This window comes from Caballeronia cordobensis (assembly GCF_001544575.2).
GTDB classification, from domain to species: domain Bacteria; phylum Pseudomonadota; class Gammaproteobacteria; order Burkholderiales; family Burkholderiaceae; genus Caballeronia; species Caballeronia cordobensis.
Map to the genome: position 1 here is coordinate 1 of NZ_FCNY02000022.1, position 16,996 is coordinate 16,996.

Annotated in this window: 18 protein-coding genes; 14 read left to right on the forward strand and 4 right to left on the reverse strand. The window is 63.5% G+C overall.

Going from position 1 to position 16,996, the window contains the following annotated elements; translation table 11 throughout:
• Positions 1–113: 113 nt before the first annotated feature.
• A complete protein-coding gene (gene mltB / locus AWB70_RS30620; RefSeq protein ID WP_053568606.1) occupies positions 114–1,277 on the reverse strand; it encodes a lytic murein transglycosylase B in 1,164 nt (387 codons plus the stop codon).
• 308 nt (positions 1,278–1,585) lie between these two features.
• On the opposite strand from mltB, the gene AWB70_RS30625 reads away from it, so the two are divergent.
• Positions 1,586–2,509 (forward strand): histone deacetylase family protein, encoded by a 924-nt coding sequence (locus AWB70_RS30625; RefSeq protein ID WP_053568605.1) that lies wholly within the window; start codon positions 1,586–1,588, stop codon positions 2,507–2,509.
• Positions 2,510–2,531: 22 nt separating this feature from the next.
• Here AWB70_RS30625 and AWB70_RS30630 read toward each other — a convergent pair whose 3' ends face one another.
• Positions 2,532–3,416, reverse strand: a complete 885-nt coding sequence (locus tag AWB70_RS30630; protein ID WP_053568604.1) for an alpha/beta hydrolase — start codon at positions 3,414–3,416, stop codon at positions 2,532–2,534.
• A gap of 172 nt (positions 3,417–3,588) precedes the next feature.
• On the opposite strand from AWB70_RS30630, the gene AWB70_RS30635 reads away from it, so the two are divergent.
• The 6 genes from AWB70_RS30635 to AWB70_RS30660 all read left to right on the forward strand — a co-directional run bounded on the left by AWB70_RS30635 (position 3,589) and on the right by AWB70_RS30660 (position 9,848).
• Complete coding sequence (locus AWB70_RS30635) at positions 3,589–4,623, forward strand: methionine ABC transporter ATP-binding protein (RefSeq protein ID WP_053568603.1); 1,035 nt, start codon at positions 3,589–3,591, stop codon at positions 4,621–4,623.
• Positions 4,613–5,266: a methionine ABC transporter permease gene (locus tag AWB70_RS30640; RefSeq protein ID WP_014192026.1), complete on the forward strand. Its 654-nt coding sequence runs from the start codon at positions 4,613–4,615 to the stop codon at positions 5,264–5,266. Before AWB70_RS30635 ends, AWB70_RS30640 begins: the two co-directional genes overlap by 11 nt.
• Positions 5,267–5,288: 22 nt before the next feature.
• Positions 5,289–6,080, forward strand: a complete 792-nt coding sequence (locus AWB70_RS30645) for a MetQ/NlpA family ABC transporter substrate-binding protein (RefSeq protein WP_053568602.1) — start codon at positions 5,289–5,291, stop codon at positions 6,078–6,080.
• A gap of 175 nt (positions 6,081–6,255) precedes the next feature.
• Positions 6,256–7,005: an electron transfer flavoprotein subunit beta/FixA family protein gene (locus tag AWB70_RS30650; RefSeq protein ID WP_060854240.1), complete on the forward strand. Its 750-nt coding sequence runs from the start codon at positions 6,256–6,258 to the stop codon at positions 7,003–7,005.
• A gap of 14 nt (positions 7,006–7,019) precedes the next feature.
• Positions 7,020–7,955: an electron transfer flavoprotein subunit alpha/FixB family protein gene (locus AWB70_RS30655; protein WP_060854241.1), complete on the forward strand. Its 936-nt coding sequence runs from the start codon at positions 7,020–7,022 to the stop codon at positions 7,953–7,955.
• 102 nt (positions 7,956–8,057) lie between these two features.
• Complete coding sequence (locus AWB70_RS30660; RefSeq protein ID WP_053568601.1) at positions 8,058–9,848, forward strand: acyl-CoA dehydrogenase; 1,791 nt, start codon at positions 8,058–8,060, stop codon at positions 9,846–9,848.
• Between the two features lie 52 nt (positions 9,849–9,900).
• Here AWB70_RS30660 and AWB70_RS30665 read toward each other — a convergent pair whose 3' ends face one another.
• Entirely contained in the window at positions 9,901–11,193 is a 1,293-nt protein-coding gene (locus AWB70_RS30665; protein ID WP_053568600.1) for a D-amino acid dehydrogenase, read from the reverse strand.
• Positions 11,194–11,325: 132 nt separating this feature from the next.
• Here AWB70_RS30665 and AWB70_RS30670 point away from each other — a divergent pair, with 132 nt between their 5' ends.
• The gene (locus tag AWB70_RS30670) at positions 11,326–11,814 is read left to right on the forward strand and encodes an Lrp/AsnC ligand binding domain-containing protein (RefSeq protein WP_014192020.1); all 489 of its coding nucleotides are present in this window, start codon (positions 11,326–11,328) and stop codon (positions 11,812–11,814) included.
• 67 nt (positions 11,815–11,881) lie between these two features.
• Positions 11,882–13,012 (forward strand): PA0069 family radical SAM protein, encoded by a 1,131-nt coding sequence (locus tag AWB70_RS30675; RefSeq protein WP_053568599.1) that lies wholly within the window; start codon positions 11,882–11,884, stop codon positions 13,010–13,012.
• Positions 13,013–13,015: 3 nt separating this feature from the next.
• Here AWB70_RS30675 and AWB70_RS30680 read toward each other — a convergent pair whose 3' ends face one another.
• On the reverse strand, positions 13,016–13,519 hold the full coding sequence (locus AWB70_RS30680) for a stage II sporulation protein M (protein ID WP_053568598.1): 504 nt from the start codon (positions 13,517–13,519) through the stop codon (positions 13,016–13,018).
• A 252-nt stretch (positions 13,520–13,771) separates the two neighbouring features.
• Here AWB70_RS30680 and rpsP point away from each other — a divergent pair, with 252 nt between their 5' ends.
• The 5 genes from rpsP to AWB70_RS30705 all read left to right on the forward strand — a co-directional run bounded on the left by rpsP (position 13,772) and on the right by AWB70_RS30705 (position 16,916).
• A complete protein-coding gene (gene rpsP / locus AWB70_RS30685) occupies positions 13,772–14,026 on the forward strand; it encodes a 30S ribosomal protein S16 (protein ID WP_053568597.1) in 255 nt (84 codons plus the stop codon).
• A 54-nt stretch (positions 14,027–14,080) separates the two neighbouring features.
• Positions 14,081–14,797 (forward strand): ribosome maturation factor RimM, encoded by a 717-nt coding sequence (gene rimM, locus AWB70_RS30690; RefSeq protein WP_053568596.1) that lies wholly within the window; start codon positions 14,081–14,083, stop codon positions 14,795–14,797.
• A gap of 27 nt (positions 14,798–14,824) precedes the next feature.
• Positions 14,825–15,595 (forward strand): tRNA (guanosine(37)-N1)-methyltransferase TrmD, encoded by a 771-nt coding sequence (trmD, locus tag AWB70_RS30695; RefSeq protein ID WP_053568595.1) that lies wholly within the window; start codon positions 14,825–14,827, stop codon positions 15,593–15,595.
• A gap of 129 nt (positions 15,596–15,724) precedes the next feature.
• Positions 15,725–16,114 (forward strand): 50S ribosomal protein L19, encoded by a 390-nt coding sequence (gene rplS, locus AWB70_RS30700; RefSeq protein ID WP_014192015.1) that lies wholly within the window; start codon positions 15,725–15,727, stop codon positions 16,112–16,114.
• A 142-nt stretch (positions 16,115–16,256) separates the two neighbouring features.
• Positions 16,257–16,916, forward strand: a complete 660-nt coding sequence (locus AWB70_RS30705) for a CoA pyrophosphatase (protein WP_045450905.1) — start codon at positions 16,257–16,259, stop codon at positions 16,914–16,916.
• Positions 16,917–16,996 lie beyond the last annotated feature (80 nt).

Here is a 16,996-nt window from a genome sequence, read left to right on the forward strand (position 1 = left end):
GCTGAGTCCTGTGATGTACAGAACTCAGCCCTTAGCGGCCTAGCCCAAAACTGTCCAACTTTGCGGGGTCAGTTCAGTGCCGGGGTTTTTTCACATGGAGCGCCGTGGCGATATCACTGCGAGCCGTCGCCCGCCATCATGCGCGCCTTGACCGCCTCACCAAGCTGATACACCGCGAGCGCATAGAAGAAGCTACGGTTATAGCGCGTGAGCACGTAGAAGTTCTTGAGCCCGAGCGTATATTCGGTCGCGCGGCCGGGCGTCGGCAGATCGACGACGGTGAGCGGCGTCGGCGCTTCGGCTGCGATATTCAGGCCCGGCTCGTTGAGCAGCATGCCCGCCTTGGTCAGTTGCGCGAGCGACCATTTCGGTTCCGGCGATCCATCCGCGGCGGCTTGCGCAATACCCTGACTGCCTTCGTCCCCCGCGATACGCCACACGACCGGACGGCCCGGCGCCCAGCCGTTCTGCTTCAGATAGTTCGCGACGCTGCCGATGGCGTCCGCCTGGCTCGTGCGCAGATCGATGCGGCTGTTGCCGTCGAAATCGACCGCATATTGCACGATGCTGCTCGGCAGAAACTGCGGAATGCCGATCGCGCCGGTGTACGAACCGAGCACGGTGGAGGGATCGATCTGCGAATCGCGCGTCCACACGAGCAGATCTTCGAGATTCTTGCGGAATGTCGCCATGCGCTCGGCGCGGTTCGGCGTGTTCGGATAATCGAAGGTGAGCGTGGTGAGCGCATCGAGCGCGCGGAAGTTGCCCATGTACTTCCCGTAGATCGTCTCCACGCCGATGATGCCGACGATGATTTCCGGCGGCACGCCGAACTGCTCGGCCGCGCGCTGCAGCGTGGCCTGATTCGCGCGCCAGAACTTCACGCCCGCGTTGATGCGCACCGGCTCGATGAAGCGCGACTGATACGCGCGCCAGTTCTTCGTCTGCGGTGTCGGCGAGGGCAGGACCAGCTTCGCCGCCGTCGCCGAATAGCTCACGTGCGCGAACAGGTTATGGAGCGCGGCCGAGTCGAAGTCGTAGCGCGCGACCATGTCATTGATGAACGCCTCGACATTCGGATTGTTCGCGTAGCGCTGCGGCACAATTTCTTCTTCGAACATCTGCCCTTGCGGCGTCGCGGTCTGCGGCTGCTGCGACTGCGCAAAGGCACTGTTGCTGGAGAGAACGCCGAGCGCGTAGAGGAGGGAAACGAAGAGCGCGCGCTTTACCGGCTTGAAGGAGGCCGTGAAGTCGAACGGAGCAAACTGGAAAGTCATAGTGTGCGTGGTTGGGGACGGTTGGGGCGATGCCGGATTCGCGAGCGGCCGAAACGCCTGTGAAATCGAATCGATCTGCAACGATTCTCAACGGAACGCAACAGCCTGCAACATGCCGCGCGCAAACGCTCGGCCGGCAAGGCGTCGGGGCAGTATAACCGACGCTTCGCGCCCGTACTGCCCGTGCGGCCGGGCGAGCGCGGCCGTATCGAACGGTGTGGTAACTTAACGTCAAATGCGCGACACGCGGTCGCGTCTGACGAAAAAACACAAGACGAGAGCCGACGAAAGCGGCATTGCGAGACATCATGGCCACCGGCTTTTACTCCCACCCCGACTGCCTGCAGCACGACAACGGCCAGTGGCATCCCGAATGCCCGGCGCGTTTGCAGGCGATCGAAGATCAGCTCATCGCGAGCCGGATCGATTCGCTCATCGAGCGCGAGGAAGCGCCGCTCGCCGAGGAAACCGAGCTCGCGCGCGTGCACACGCAGGCGCACATCGATTACATCAAGAGCCGCTCGCCCGAGCAGGGCCGCAGCGAGCTCGATCCGGACACGTCGATGTGTCCCGAGTCCTACCGGGCCGCATTGCGCGCGGCGGGCGCGGCGATCGCGGCCACCGACGCGGTCATGGAAGGGCGTTACGACAACGCGTTTTGCAGCGTGCGCCCGCCCGGCCATCACGCGGAGCCCGCGCGCGCGATGGGCTTTTGCCTCTTCAACAACGTCGCGATCGCGGCGCGCCATGCGCTCGAAGTGCACGGCCTGGAGCGCGTCGCGATCGTCGATTTCGACGTGCATCACGGCAACGGCACCGAAGCGGCCTTCAGCGGCGACTCTCGCGTGCTGATGTGCAGCTTCTTCCAGCATCCGTTCTATCCGTTTTCCGGCGCCGAGAATCACGCTCCGAACATGGTCAACGTGCCGCTGCCCGCGCGCACGAAGGGCATGCAGGTGCGCGAGGTGGTCGACATGATGTGGCTGCCGCGGCTCGACGAATTCAAGCCGCAGATGATCTTCGTGTCAGCCGGCTTCGATGCGCATCGCGAAGACGACATGGCCAACATGGGTCTCGTCGAGGACGATTACGCGTGGATCACCGAGCAGATTCGCGCGGTCGCGAAACGTCACGCGCAAGGGCGCATCGTGAGTTGTCTGGAGGGCGGCTACAACTTGTCGGCGCTCGGGCGCAGCGTCGTCGCGCATCTGCGGGTGCTCGCGGAAATCTAGCCCAACGTGCTTTCCAGACGCGCTAGCCGCGCGCATGCGTGCGCGCGTGATCGGCGCGCACAAGCGTCCAGTCGATCAGCTCGCGAATCACGCGGTCGCGGTCGAGATCGTTGAGCGTCTCGTGGGCGCTGCCTTCATAAATGGCGAGCGTGCTGTCGGTCGAACCCGCGTGCGCTTCGAATTCGCGGCTGCCGGCGGGATCGCAGATCGTATCGTTCGAGCCATGAAAGACGTAGAGCGGCAACGCGATCGCGCCGCGCCGGGCCGCCACGCGCTCCATCCCGGCGAGAATCTGCGCGGCGGTGCGCGCGGGAACGGCGCCATGATGCACGAGCGGATCGCGCTGGTACGCAACGACGACGCCCGGCGCGCGCGAGAGCAGCGACGGACCGATGCGAAATGCGGCCACGCGCGGCGCGACCGTGCCCACGATGCGGCTCAGCTTCGCCTTCCAGCGCGGCGTGTCCGCGCCGATCTTCAGCGCGGGGCTCGAAAGAATCAGTCCGGCCAGCTTGGTGCCGGGCGCCCGTTCGGCGACGTAAAGCGCCGCGATCGTGCCGCCCATGCTGTGGCCCATCAGAAAGAGCGGCGTATCGGCGGGCGATGTCGCGGCGCAGGCTTCCAGCAGCACGTCCGCATCGCGCAAATAGTCGGTGAAGACGCGCACCCACCCGCGATCGCCTGACGACTTTCCGTGCCCGCGCAGGTCGATCGCGATCAGTTCGATGCCCGCCGCGGTCAGCGCGGTGGCGAGCGCATCGTAGCGGCCCGCGTGCTCCCCTAGACCGTGAACGAGCGCAATCCGCGCCTTTGTATCGACATCCGGCGCGCTCTGCCAGCGATGCAGGAACAGTTCGACACCCTGCCGCGTCGTGACGGCGCTCGTCGAATAAATAGTGCGTGACATGACCCGGTAAATATCTCCACGTTATTAGCCGATCCGAATTCATTATTAAACAGAATGTAACGCGTCCTGTAAAATCGCGGGCGACGGTACAACAGCTACAACCAACTACGATGAGCGGCGGCCGGCTGCGCGGGTGCTTCGACCCGGCGAGCCTTCCGCCGTTTGCATTTTCATGATCGAAATACGCAATCTCTCCCAGCGCTTCGCCAGCCCCCGGGGCTGGGTCGAAGCGCTGCACAACGTCAGCCTGACGATTCCCGCCGGCGAAGTGTTCGGCATCATCGGGCGCAGCGGCGCGGGCAAGAGCACGCTGGTGCGCACCATCAATCTGTTGACGCGGCCGAGCGAAGGCAACGTGATCGTCGACGGGCGCGATCTCATGACGCTTTCCAGCGACGATCTGCGCGCCGCACGCCGCGACATCGGCATGATCTTTCAGCACTTCAATCTGCTGAGCTCGCGCACGGTGTTCGACAACGTCGCGCTGCCGCTCGAACTCGCGGGCAAGAAGCGCGCGGAGATCGAAGCCGCGGTGCTGCCGCTGCTCGAACTCGTCGGCCTCACGACGCACAAGGACAAGTATCCCGCGCAGATCAGCGGCGGGCAGAAGCAGCGCGTGGGCATTGCGCGGGCGCTCGCGAGCAATCCGAAGGTGCTGCTATCCGACGAAGCCACGTCCGCGCTCGACCCCGAAACCACGCGGGCGATTCTCGACCTGCTGCGCAAGATCAATCGCGAGCTGGGCTTGACGATCGTGCTCATCACGCACCAGATGGAAGTCATCAAGCAGGTGTGCGACCGCGTGGCGGTGCTCGATGCGGGGCGCGTGGTCGAGGAAGGCAAGGTCGTCGATGTCTTCATGCAGCCGCATCACGAAGTCACGCGCGCGCTGATCGGCGATGTCATCGCGCACGAGTTGCCGCCCGCACTGAAGGCGCGCGTGATCGAGCGGCTGAAGACCGGCAGCGGCCATCTGCTGCGGCTCGCGTTCACGGGCTCGGGCGTCGATCAGCCGATTCTCTCCGAGACGATCCGCCGCTACGAGCTCGATTTCAACATCCTGCACGGCCAGATCGACGAGATTCAGGGGCAGGCGTTCGGCTCGCTCGCGGTGCTCGCGGGCGGTCAGCCGGTGAAGATCGCCGAGGCGATCGAATATTTGCGCACGCAAGGCGTGGTGGTGGAGGAGTTGTCCCATGTTGAGTGAAATGTTCGACATGTTCGTCCAGTCATTCTGGGAAACGCTGATCATGGTCGGCATCTCGGGACTCGTCGGCGCGGCGATCGGTCTGCCGCTGGGCGTCTTGCTGTATCTCACCGATCGCGACGGCGTGCTGCACAACCTTCCGGTGAATCGCACGCTCGGCGGCGTCGTGAATGCGGTGCGTTCGACGCCGTTCATCATCCTGCTCGTCGCGGTGATTCCGTTTACGCGGCTCGTCGTCGGCTCGTCGATCGGGACGGCTGCAGCCGTGGTGCCGCTGACGATCGCCGCCGCGCCGTTCATCGCGCGTCTCGTCGAGACGGCGTTGCGCGAAGTGGATCGCGGACTCATCGAAGCCGCACAGGCCATGGGCGCGACGACATCGCAAATCGTCTTCAAGGTGCTGTTGCCGGAATCGCTGCCGGGCGTCGTCGCGGGATTGACGATCACCTTCGTGTCGCTCGTCGGCTACTCGGCGATGGCGGGCGCGATCGGCGGCGGCGGGCTCGGCGATCTCGGCATCCGGTACGGGTATCAGCGCTTTCTGCCTGAAGTGATGATCACGGTCGTCGTGATCCTCATCGTTTTCGTGCAGCTCGTGCAGTCGTTCGGCGACTGGCTCGTGCGCCGCCTTAGCCATAAATAAGTCATCCATAAGAGACCACACCATGCAACGTCGATTCATTCTGAAGTTCGCCGCCGCGCTGCTGAGCGCTTCGCTGTTCAACGTCGCGCACGCCGAAGACGCCATCAAGTTGGGCGTGACGGGCGGCCCGCACGCGCAGATCATGGACGTGGTGAAGCAGGTCGCCGCGAAGAACGGCCTGAAGATCACGGTCGTCGAGTTTTCGGATTACGTGCAGCCGAATGCCGCGCTCGCCGCCGGCGATCTCGATGCGAACAGCTATCAGCATTTGCCGTATCTCGACGCGCAAGTGAAGGATCGCGGCTACAAGCTGATTCGCGTCGCCGATACCGTTACGTTCCCGATGGGCATCTATTCGAAGAAGCTGAAGTCGCTTTCGGCGCTGCCCAACGGCGCGCGCATCGCGGTGCCGAACGATCCGACCAACGGCGGGCGCGCGTTGCTGCTCCTGCAAAAGCAAGGTCTCATCAAGCTGCGCGCGGACGCGGGCCTGAAGGCAACGCCGATCGACATCGTCGAGAACCCGAAGAAGCTGAAGATCGTCGAACTCGACGCGGCGCAGATTCCGCGCTCGCTCGACGACGTCGACGCTGCCGCCATCAACACCAACTTCGCGATGGAAGCGGGCCTGAAGCCGAAGTCCGATGCCATCGCCATCGAAGATCCACGCGGCCCGTACGTGAACATCATCGCGATTCGCGCGGCCGACAAGGACAAGCCGTGGGTCGGCAAGCTGATCGCGGCGTATCACTCGCAGGAAGTGAAGCAGTTCGTCGAAGGAAAGTACGCAGGGGCGGTGATCACGGCCTGGTAAACGTTTTCTGGCGGCGGATTCGGGTTTTCGTGGATATAAATAGAACGACCGTTCGATAAAATAGCCGCATTCCTATTGCACGACGACCCGACCCACCCGCTTGTGGAGGGGCGAGCCGACGCGTCACTCGTATAATGACGCTGGGTTGACGTAATCGTAACTTTGGAGCGTGTGCATGAAAATTCTGGTGCCAGTCAAGCGCGTGGTCGACTACAACGTGAAGGTCCGGGTGAAGTCGGATAACACGGGCGTCGATATCGCCAACGTGAAGATGTCGATGAACCCGTTCGACGAGATCGCCGTGGAAGAGGCGGTGCGTCTTAGGGAAGCGGGTGTTGCTACGGAAGTGATCGCCGTGTCGTGCGGCGTGACGCAGTGTCAGGAGACGTTGCGCACGGCGCTGGCGATTGGTGCGGATCGCGCGATTCTCGTCGAATCCGCCGATGAATTGCAGCCGCTGGCGGTCGCGAAGATCCTGAAGGCGCTGGTCGATCAGGAAAAGCCCGAACTCGTGATTCTGGGCAAGCAAGCGATCGATGACGATTCGAATCAGACCGGTCAGATGCTGGCCGCGCTGGCGGGTCTGCCGCAAGCGACGTTCGCATCGAAAGTCGTAGTCGCCGATGGCAAAGCCACGGTGTCGCGTGAAGTCGATGGCGGCGCGGAAACGCTGTCGCTGAAGCTGCCGGCTGTTGTCACGACCGATTTGCGCCTCAACGAGCCGCGCTACGTGACGCTGCCGAACATCATGAAGGCCAAGAAGAAGCCGTTGACGACGGTGAAGCCTGCTGATCTGGGCGTCGATGTCGCGCCGCGCCTGAAGACGCTGAAAGTCACGGAGCCGCCCAAGCGCAGCGCCGGCATCATGGTGCCGGACGTGAAGACGCTGGTCGAGAAGCTCAAGACCGAAGCCAAGGTGCTGTAAAGGAGACGCGAAAAATGACGATTCTGGTAATTGCGGAACACGATAGCGCGTCGATCAAGGCAGCGACGCTGAACACGGTTGCGGCTGCCGCGAAGATCGGTGGCGATATTCATGTGCTGGTTGCGGGCTCGAACGCGCAAGGCGCGGCGGACGCAGCGGCGAAAATCGCGGGCGTGGCAAAAGTGCTGCTCGCCGATGCGCCCCAACTCGCCGATGGCCTCGCCGAAAACGTCGAAGGCACGGTGCTGAACATCGCGAAGAATTATTCGCACATTCTGGCTCCGGCGACGGCGTACGGTAAGAACATTGCGCCGCGCATCGCCGCGCATCTGGATGTCGCGCAAATCAGCGACATCACCGCCGTCGATAGCCCCGATACCTTCGAGCGCCCGATCTACGCAGGCAACGCGATCGCGATCGTGCAGTCGATCGATCCGATCAAGGTCATCACCGTGCGTGCGACGGGCTTCGATCCTGTGGCAGCGGAAGGCGGCAACGCAGCGGTCGAGAAGATCGAAGCGGCAGCCGACGCAGGCATCTCGCAGTTCGTGAGCCGCGAAGTGACGAAGCTCGATCGTCCGGAATTGACGAGCGCGCACATCATCGTGTCGGGCGGTCGTGGCTTGGGAAGCGGCGAGAACTACACGAAGACGCTGGAGCCGCTCGCCGATAAGCTCGGTGCGGCGCTGGGCGCATCGCGCGCGGCGGTCGATGCGGGCTATGTGCCGAACGACTTCCAGGTCGGTCAAACGGGCAAGATCGTCGCGCCGCAACTGTACGTGGCAGTCGGCATCTCGGGCGCGATTCAGCACTTGGCCGGCATGAAGGACTCGAAGGTCATCGTCGCGATCAACAAGGACCCGGAAGCGCCGATCTTCAGCGTGGCCGACTACGGTCTCGTCGGCGATCTGTTCGCGCTCGTGCCCGAACTGGTGAAAGAACTCGGCTAGACCGCGCCGTGTAGTTCGGACATTCGCCAATAAATAAAAAAAGGGCGCGACGCACGTTGCGCCCTTTTTTTGCGCCAATATTTTGATGGAGGAGACAGACAAATGACTTATCAAGCCCCAGTCAAGGACATGCTGTTCGTGATGAAGGAACTCGCGGACATCGACCGCATCGCCGCGCTGCCCGGTCACGAGGACGCGGGCTTCGATACGGCGCAGGCCGTCGTCGAGGAAGCCGCGCGTTTCTGCGGCGAAGTCATCGGGCCGCTGAACGTGGCGGGCGACCGCAATCCGAGCGCCTGGGCGAACGGCGAAGTCACGACGACGCCCGGCTTCAAGGACGCGTTCCGCCAGTTCTCGGAAGGCGGCTGGCAAGGCGTCGTGCATCCGGCGGATTTCGGCGGCCAGGGCTTGCCGAAGCTCGTCGCGACGCCGTGCATCGAAGCGCTCAATTCGGCGAATCTCGCGTTCGCGCTGTGTCCGCTCTTGACCGACGGCGCGATCGAAGCGCTGCTCACCGCGGGCAGCGACGAGCAGAAGGCGCTTTATCTGCCGAAGTTCATCGGCGGTGAATGGACCGGCACGATGAACCTGACCGAGCCGCAGGCAGGCTCCGATCTGGCGCTCGTGCGCACGCGCGCCGAGCCGCAGGGCGATGGCAGCTACAAGATCTTCGGCACGAAGATTTTCATCACGTACGGCGAGCACGACATGGCGAAGAACATCGTGCATCTGGTGCTCGCGCGCACGCCCGACGCGCCCGAAGGCGTGAAAGGCATTTCGCTCTTTCTCGTGCCGAAATTCCTCGTCGGCGACGACGGCTCGCTCGGCCCGCGCAACGACGTGCATTGCGTCTCGATCGAGCACAAGCTCGGCATCAAGGCGAGCCCGACGGCCGTGCTGCAATACGGCGATCACGGCGGCGCGATCGGCTATCTGATTGGCGAGGAGAATCGCGGCCTCGAATACATGTTCATCATGATGAACGCGGCGCGTTTTGCCGTGGGCATGCAGGGCGTCGCGATCGCCGAGCGCGCGTATCAGCAGGCGGTCGCGTATGCGAAAGAACGCGTGCAGAGCCGCCCGGTCGATGGCAGCGCGAAAGAGCCGGTGACGATCATCCATCATCCCGACGTGCGCCGCATGCTCGCGACGATGCGCGCTTACACCGAAGGCGCGCGCTCGCTCGCCTATGTCGCGGCGTCGCACAGCGATCTCGCGCACGGTCTTGCGGACGAGGACGCGCGCCAGAGCCATCAGGCGATCTACGAGTATCTGGTGCCGATCGTGAAGGGCTTCAGCACGGAAATGTCGATCGAAGTCGCGAGCCTCGGGGTGCAGGTGCACGGCGGCATGGGCTTCATCGAGGAGACGGGCGCGGCGCAGCACTATCGCGATGCGCGCATTCTGACGATCTACGAGGGCACCACGGCGATTCAGGCGAACGATCTCGTCGGCCGCAAGACGGTGCGCGACGGTGGCCGTGCGGCGCAGGCGCTGCTCGCGCAGATCGACCAGACCATTGCGGCGCTCGCCGAAGTGGACGGCCAGGCGTTCAAGTCGATGCATCGGCACTTGAGCGCGGCGAGCCTGTCGCTCGCGCGCTCGATCGAGTTCGTCGTCGCGAAGTTCAAGAGCGATCCGAATGCCGTGTTCGCGGGCAGCGTGCCGTATCTGCGGCTTGCGGGCATCGCGCTGTGCGGCTGGCAAATGGCGCGCGCGATGCTCGTTTCGCACGCGAAGCGCGCGGAGGACGAGCGCTTCCACACGGCGAAGATCGCGACGGCCGAGTTCTTCGCGGAGCACATTCTGTCGCTCGCGCCGGGGATCGAAGCGTCGATCGTCAGCGCGAAGGGCAACGAAGGCGTGCTCGCGCTGAGCGAAGATCAGTTCTGAAAACGACAAACGGCGCCTCGCGGGCGCCGTTTGTCATTGAACGGGGACGAACTCAGGCGTTCGCGTATCCCGGACGGCGATTCACGCCGACATCGCCGAAATAGCGATGCACCGACAGATCGTCCGCGCGGATGGCCGGCTGCTTGCCCGACATGAGATCCGCGAGCAACTGGCCCGAGCCGCACGACATGGTCCAGCCGAGCGTGCCGTGGCCGGTGTTCAGGAACAGGTTCGGCACCGGCGTGCGGCCGACGATCGGCGTGCCGTCCGGCGTCATCGGGCGCAGGCCGGTCCAGAACGTGGCGCTCGCGGTGTCGCCGCCGCCGGGGAACAGGTCGTTCACGCACATTTCGAGCGTCTCGCGGCGCGCCGCTTTCAGCTTCTTGTCGTAGCCGACGATTTCCGCCATGCCGCCCACGCGGATACGGTCGTCGAAACGCGTGATCGCGATCTTGTAGGTTTCGTCGAGCACGGTCGATACCGGCGCACGCTTCGCATCGACGACTTGCGCGGTGATCGAGTAGCCCTTCAGCGGATAAACCGGAATCTTGACGAGATCGCCGAGCAGTTTCGGCGAGTACGAGCCCAGCGCGACGACGTACGAATCCGCCGTCACCAGTTCCTTGCCGCACTGCACGCCCGCGATCCGGCCGTTGGCGACGGCGAGCGCGTCGATCGACGTGTTGTAGCGGAACTTGACGCCGAGCGCTTCGGCCATCGCGGCGAGGCGCGTGGTGAACATCTGGCAGTCGCCGGTTTCGTCGTTCGGCAGGCGCAGGCCGCCCGTCAGCTTGTGCGATACCGCGGCGAGCGCGGGTTCGGCTTGCTTCAATTCATCGGCGGTGAGCAGTTCGAAGGGCACGTTGGCGTCCTTCAGCACGGCGATGTCCTTGCCCGCGCCATCGAATTGCTGCTGCGTGCGGAACAGTTGCAGCGTGCCGCCGGTGCGGCCTTCGTACGAAATGCCGGTGTCGGCGCGCAGCGCCTGCAGGCAGTCGCGGCTGTATTCGGCCAAGCGCACCATGCGGCCCTTGTTCACCGTGTAGCGGTCTTGCGTGCAGTTGCGCAGCATCTGCCACATCCACTGCAACTGGTTCATCGTGCCGTCGAGGCGGATGGCGAGCGGCGCGTGCTTTTCGAACATCCACTTCACGGCCTTGAGGGGCACGCCCGGCGCGGCCCACGGCGACGCATAGCCCGGCGAGATCTGTCCGGCGTTCGCGAAGCTCGTTTCGAGGGCGGGGCCGGCTTCGCGGTCGATGACCGTGACTTCGTGGCCAGCGCGAGCAAGGTAATACGCACTCGTTACGCCGACGACGCCGCTTCCAAGAATAACGATTCGCATGAGATCTCCGATTCGATTTCGCTGGACAGTCCACCGATGCTGCGGCAGCTTGTCCGTCTAGTGTTATCGCCTATAGTATTGATATCGAGCCAGTTTTAGTTATTGTATTTGGTCGATTTTCAGGAAAAACCAATGAGAACACAGCGAAATCCGGTCCGCGCGCTCGATAAGCTCGATCACAAGATCCTGAACATCCTTCAGGACGACGGCCGCATCGCGATGAAGGACCTGGCCGAGCGCGTTGGACTGTCTGTTACGCCTTGCATCGAGCGCGTGAAACGCATGGAGCGGGATGGCGTGATCACCGGCTACTACGCGCGGGTGAACCCCATGGAATTGGGCGCGGCGCTGCTCGTATTCGTGGAGATCACGCTGGATCACAAGAGCGGCAACATGTTCGAGCAGTTCCGGCGCGAAGTGCAGAAGATTCCCGAAGTGCTCGAATGCCATCTGGTTTCGGGCGACTTCGACTATCTGATCAAGGCGCGCATCGGCGAAATGGCGGACTACCGCAAGCTGCTCGGCGACATCCTGCTGCAACTGCCCGGCGCGGTGCAGTCGAAAAGCTATGTGGTGATGGAGGAGATCAAGGAGACGCTGAGGATCTTCGTCGAGGCGTGATTTTTCGCTTGCGACGACGCGGCGATACTGTATATTTATACAGTATCGAACGTAGGATTTCGTCGCAATGTCATCGTCTGATCGTGAGTTTCCCGTCGCGCCGCCCGCTCCGTTGAAGGGGCGAGGCGCGGTCACGAACATTCAGGGCCGCTACGAGAAAGACGAGCGCGAACGCGTCGACGACGGCTGGCTGCATGCCGGCGATCCCGACGAGGAAGGCGCGCCGCCGCTGCGCACGCAAGTGTTCGAGGAGCGCGCGAAGAGCATCCTCACGCGCAATAGCTCGCCGGACATTCCGTTTTCCGTTTCGCTCAATCCGTATCGCGGCTGCGAGCACGGCTGCATCTATTGCTTCGCGCGCCCGACGCACAGCTATCTCGGTCTGTCGCCGGGGCTCGATTTCGAAAGCCGCATCTACGCGAAGATCAACGCGCCCGAGTTGCTCGAACGCGAACTGGCGAAACCGAATTACGAACCGGAGCCCATCGCGCTCGGCGTGAACACGGACGCGTATCAACCCGTCGAGCGCGAACTGCAAATCACGAGGCGCGTGATTCAGACGCTGCACGACTGCGGCCATCCGTTCGCGGCAATCACGAAGTCCTCGCTGATCGAGCGCGATATCGATCTGCTCGCACCGATGGCCGAGCGCGGGCAGGTGATGGCCGCCATCACCGTCACGACGCTCGACGCCGAGATCGCGCGCACGCTCGAACCGCGGGCGGCCACGCCGTCGCGGCGCCTGCGCACGATCCGCACGCTCGCCGAGGCGGGCATTCCGGTGGGCGTGAGCATCGCGCCGGTCATCCCGTTCGTGACGGAGCCGGACATGGAACGCGTGCTGGAGGCGTGTGCAGAAGCGGGCGCGACGAGCGCGAGCTATATCGTGCTTCGCCTGCCATGGGAAGTCGCGCCGCTTTTCAAGGACTGGCTCGCGGCGCATTTCCCGGATCGCGCGGATCGCGTAATGAGCCGCGTACGCGACATGCGCGGCGGCAAGGACTACGACTCCAACTTCTCCACGCGCATGAAAGGCGAAGGCCTATGGGCCGACATGCTGAAACAGCGCTTTCAGAAAGCGACGAAGCGCCTCGGCCTCAACGCGCGGCAGCGCGGCATTTTGGACATGTCGGAGTTCAGGCAGCCAGACACGCGCGCCGCGCCGCCGCCTGCGAATCCGCAACTCGACTTGTTCTGAATCTCACTGAGACAGCGTCTTCGCCGCTTCGATCTGACTCTCGAAATACGTCTGGAACGTGAGCGCGAGGCCGGTCATCAGCAAGAACGCGCCGATCAGCAGCGAGAAAATCACGACGAAGATGATCGTCCAGCCGGAGCGGCTGTTGCGGCCGGTATGCGCATTGAACTGCGTGTCCCATTTGGCATCGGGGCGCAGCCCGTAGACGATCGCCGAGAGAAAGGCGGCGAGCAGGGAGATCGCGCCCGGAAAGGCCAGCACCCAGCCGAGCATCGACGTGCGCTCCGTCTCCTTGAGCAGAAGATAGCCGAACGCACCCAGAATGATGCCGACGATATGCGCCCAGCCGTACTTGTCGCGGATTCCATACAGATAGAAGCGATGCAGGCCGATGGAGCCGAACAGGAACGCAAGCGCCGCGGTGAGCGTCTTCGAGCGGAAATAGGGCGGGGCCTGCTTGCCGGCCGGCTTCGAGCCGGGTTGCGTGGCGACGGACGAGGAAGTCATCAGCGAAAGCGGTGGTGGAGGGAGGCGGCCGTGAGCCGGACGCCGGTATCTCATTTTACGCCGACGACCCGGTGCTCCACCAAGGTCACGTTGCCGCGGCGGGACAATACCCGGTATGCGCGAATGCGCGCGCCCGTGTCACGAAAAACGCCTTTCATCCAAAAAATGCGTTAAGTGTTTGTTCGGGCGTCTGATTCCAGCTATAATCGCCTGTTCTCGTTGTTCCGAACCCCGGTTTTCAAGGATTTCAGCATGGTCATCATCCGCTTGGCTCGTGGCGGCTCGAAGAAGCGCCCGTTCTACAACATCGTCGCAACCGATTCGCGTAGCCGCCGTGACGGCCGCTTCATCGAGCGCGTGGGTTTCTACAACCCGGTCGCGACCAAGGGCGAATCGCTGCGTATCTCGCAAGATCGCCTGACGTACTGGCAAGGCGTTGGCGCGCAACTGTCGCCGACGGTCGAGCGTCTGGTCAAGCAAGCTCAGCAAGCCCAGCCGGCTGCTTGAGCGCGCTGAGTCGACGCTGCAACAAACGCTCGAAACCTGCCCAAAGGTTCGCTGATGTCTTCGCGTGATCCACAAAACGGCCGCGACGGCGCCATCAGCCGACCGAAGCCGGGGCAAGACGAAGGTGCCGCCACGTTTGGCGCGTTTGTCCGCAAGCCGGGCACGCGTCGCGTGGCGGTCGACGTTTCGAGCGCGACGAACGAAGACGCCATCGAGGCGGTCGATAAGTTGCCCGAGGACGCGGTCGAAGTCGGCTATATCGCCGACGGATACGGTCTCAAAGGCTGGGTCAAGATCATGCCGCACGCGAACGGCAAGCAGGGCGGCGACGCACTGCTGACGGCCAGACGCTGGTGGCTGACCAAGGGCCGCGAACGCAAGTCCGCGCGCTGCGTGCAGTCGAAAACGCATGCGGACACCATCGTGGCGCGCTTGGGCGGCTGCAACGATCGCAACGCGGCCGAGGCGTTTAAAGGCTACGCGGTGCATATCGCGCGCAGCGATTTCCCGAAGCTCGACAGCGAAGACGAATTCTACTGGGTCGATCTGATCGGCCTGGATGTCGAAAACGAGGCGGGCGTGGCTCTGGGCCGCGTCGCCGACCTGATCGACAACGGCGCGCATTCCATCCTGCGGATCGAGTATCCGGCAAGCGACAAGGATGGCAAGCCCGTCACCGGCGAGCGGTTGATTCCGTTCGTCGGCGTGTATGTGAAAACGGTGGACCGGGCGGCGAAGCGTATCGTCGTCGACTGGGACGCCGACTATTAATTGGCATCGAAGCGAGGAGAGAGCACGATGCAGTTCGATGTCGTGACGCTCTTCCCCGAGATGTTTCGCGCGCTGACCGACTGGGGCATCACCAGCCGGGCGGTGAAGCGGGAGCGGTTCGGTCTGCGCACGTGGAATCCGCGCGATTTCACCACGGACAATTACCGCACCGTCGACGATCGCCCGTACGGCGGCGGCCCCGGCATGGTCATGCTGGCCCGCCCGCTCGAAGACGCGATCCACGCGGCGAAGGCTGCGCAGCGCGAGCAGGGCATCGCGTCGACGCGCGTCGTGATGATGTCGCCCCAAGGCGCGAAGCTCGACCACGACCGCGTGATGCGGTTTGCGCAGGAACCGGGTCTCGTGCTGCTGTGCGGCCGTTACGAAGCGATCGACCAGCGCCTGATCGACCGCGAAGTAGACGAAGAAGTGAGCCTCGGCGACTTCGTGCTGTCCGGCGGCGAGCTGCCCGCCATGGCGCTGATGGACGCCGTAGTGCGCCAGTTGCCCGGCGTTCTAAACGACGCGCAATCGGCGGTGCAGGACAGTTTCGTCGACGTACTGCTCGATTGTCCGCACTACACGCGGCCGGAAGAGTACGAAGGCGTGCGCGTGCCCGATGTGCTGCTCGGCGGCCATCACAAGGAAATCGACGCCTGGCGCAGGCGCGAAGCCTTGCGCAATACGTTCGACAAGCGGCCCGATCTGATCGAGCGGGCGCGCAGAAACAAGATGTTGAGCCGTGCCGACGAGGCGTGGCTCGCAGAACTCGCGAAAGACGCGTCGAAGCCTGCATAGGTTTTGGGCGGACGAGCGGGAAAATGGGGGCGTCGAGCCGTATCGGCGCCTGAAGCAAACCCATCCTCTACCGGGGCCTGACTCAGTTCAAGGCACACAACTCCGGCAAGATGGCACAAGGAGTCAGTAATGAATCTGATTGAACAACTCGAGAAGGAAGAGATCGCACGCGTTCTGGGCGAGAAGACCATCCCCGACTTCGCGCCGGGCGATACCGTCATCGTCAACGTGAACGTGGTCGAAGGCACGCGTAAGCGTGTCCAGGCTTACGAAGGCGTCGTCATCGCGAAGCGCAACCGTGGCCTGAACTCGAACTTCATCGTCCGCAAGATCTCGTCGGGCGAAGGCGTCGAGCGTACGTTCCAGACCTACTCGCCGCTGCTCGCAAGCATCGTCGTGAAGCGCCGCGGTGACGTTCGTCGCGCGAAGCTCTACTACCTGCGCGAGCGTTCGGGCAAGTCGGCTCGAATCAAGGAAAAGCTGGTGTTCAAGGACAAGTCGGCTGCTTCGGCCGAGTAAGTCCACTGAACAGGCAGGACGGAAAAAGCACCCATGCGGGTGCTTTTTTCTTTGGTGTGGTCAAATTGAGACTTCCATAGCCCGCAATCCGACCGTGTCCACCGGCAAGACTTCAACTCCCCGCATCCTCGAACCCGAAAAGATGCCCGTCCTCTCGACGGGTGAGACTCTCCCGCCCGTTCCGCCCGAGCGCCTCACGCCCGACGGCCTGCGTGCGCGCTTCAAGCTGGAGCTCGACTGGACGCAGGAAGAGCGCGAGCAGCGCATCAAGGCGATTGGCGGCGATCCGCGCGTCGCGTCCGTGCTCGTGGCGCTCGTCGTGCGCGAAGGCGGGCTGACCGTGCTGCTGACGCAGCGCGCCGATCATCTTTCCGACCATGCGGGGCAGATCAGCTTTCCGGGCGGGCGCCGCGAGCCCGAAGACGCCGATGCCGCCGCGACCGCCTTGCGCGAGGCGCGCGAGGAAGTGGGCCTGGGCGCGGAGCATTGCGAAGTGATCGGCGCGATGCCCGACTATCTGACGGGCACCGGCTTCAAGGTGACGCCGGTCGTCGCGCTCGTCCATCCGCCCTTCGAACTGCAGGCCGACACCTGCGAGGTCGCCGATATCTTCGAAGTGCCGCTCGACTGGCTGATGAATCCGGCCAATCACGAAGTGCGCGTATTTCGCTGGGAAGGCGGCGAACGTCGTTTTTTTGCCATGCCGTATTCGCCGGGTGAACGTAAGGCTCCTTATTTCATCTGGGGTGCAACGGCCGGCATGTTGCGCAATTTCTATCGCTTTCTCGCAGCTCGTGCGTGACGGCGCGGCAAGTGCGCGTGGCCGCGATCGCATGCGCAATGGCTTCGTGCGCAAAACGGCACAGGCGCTGTGCTATCGTT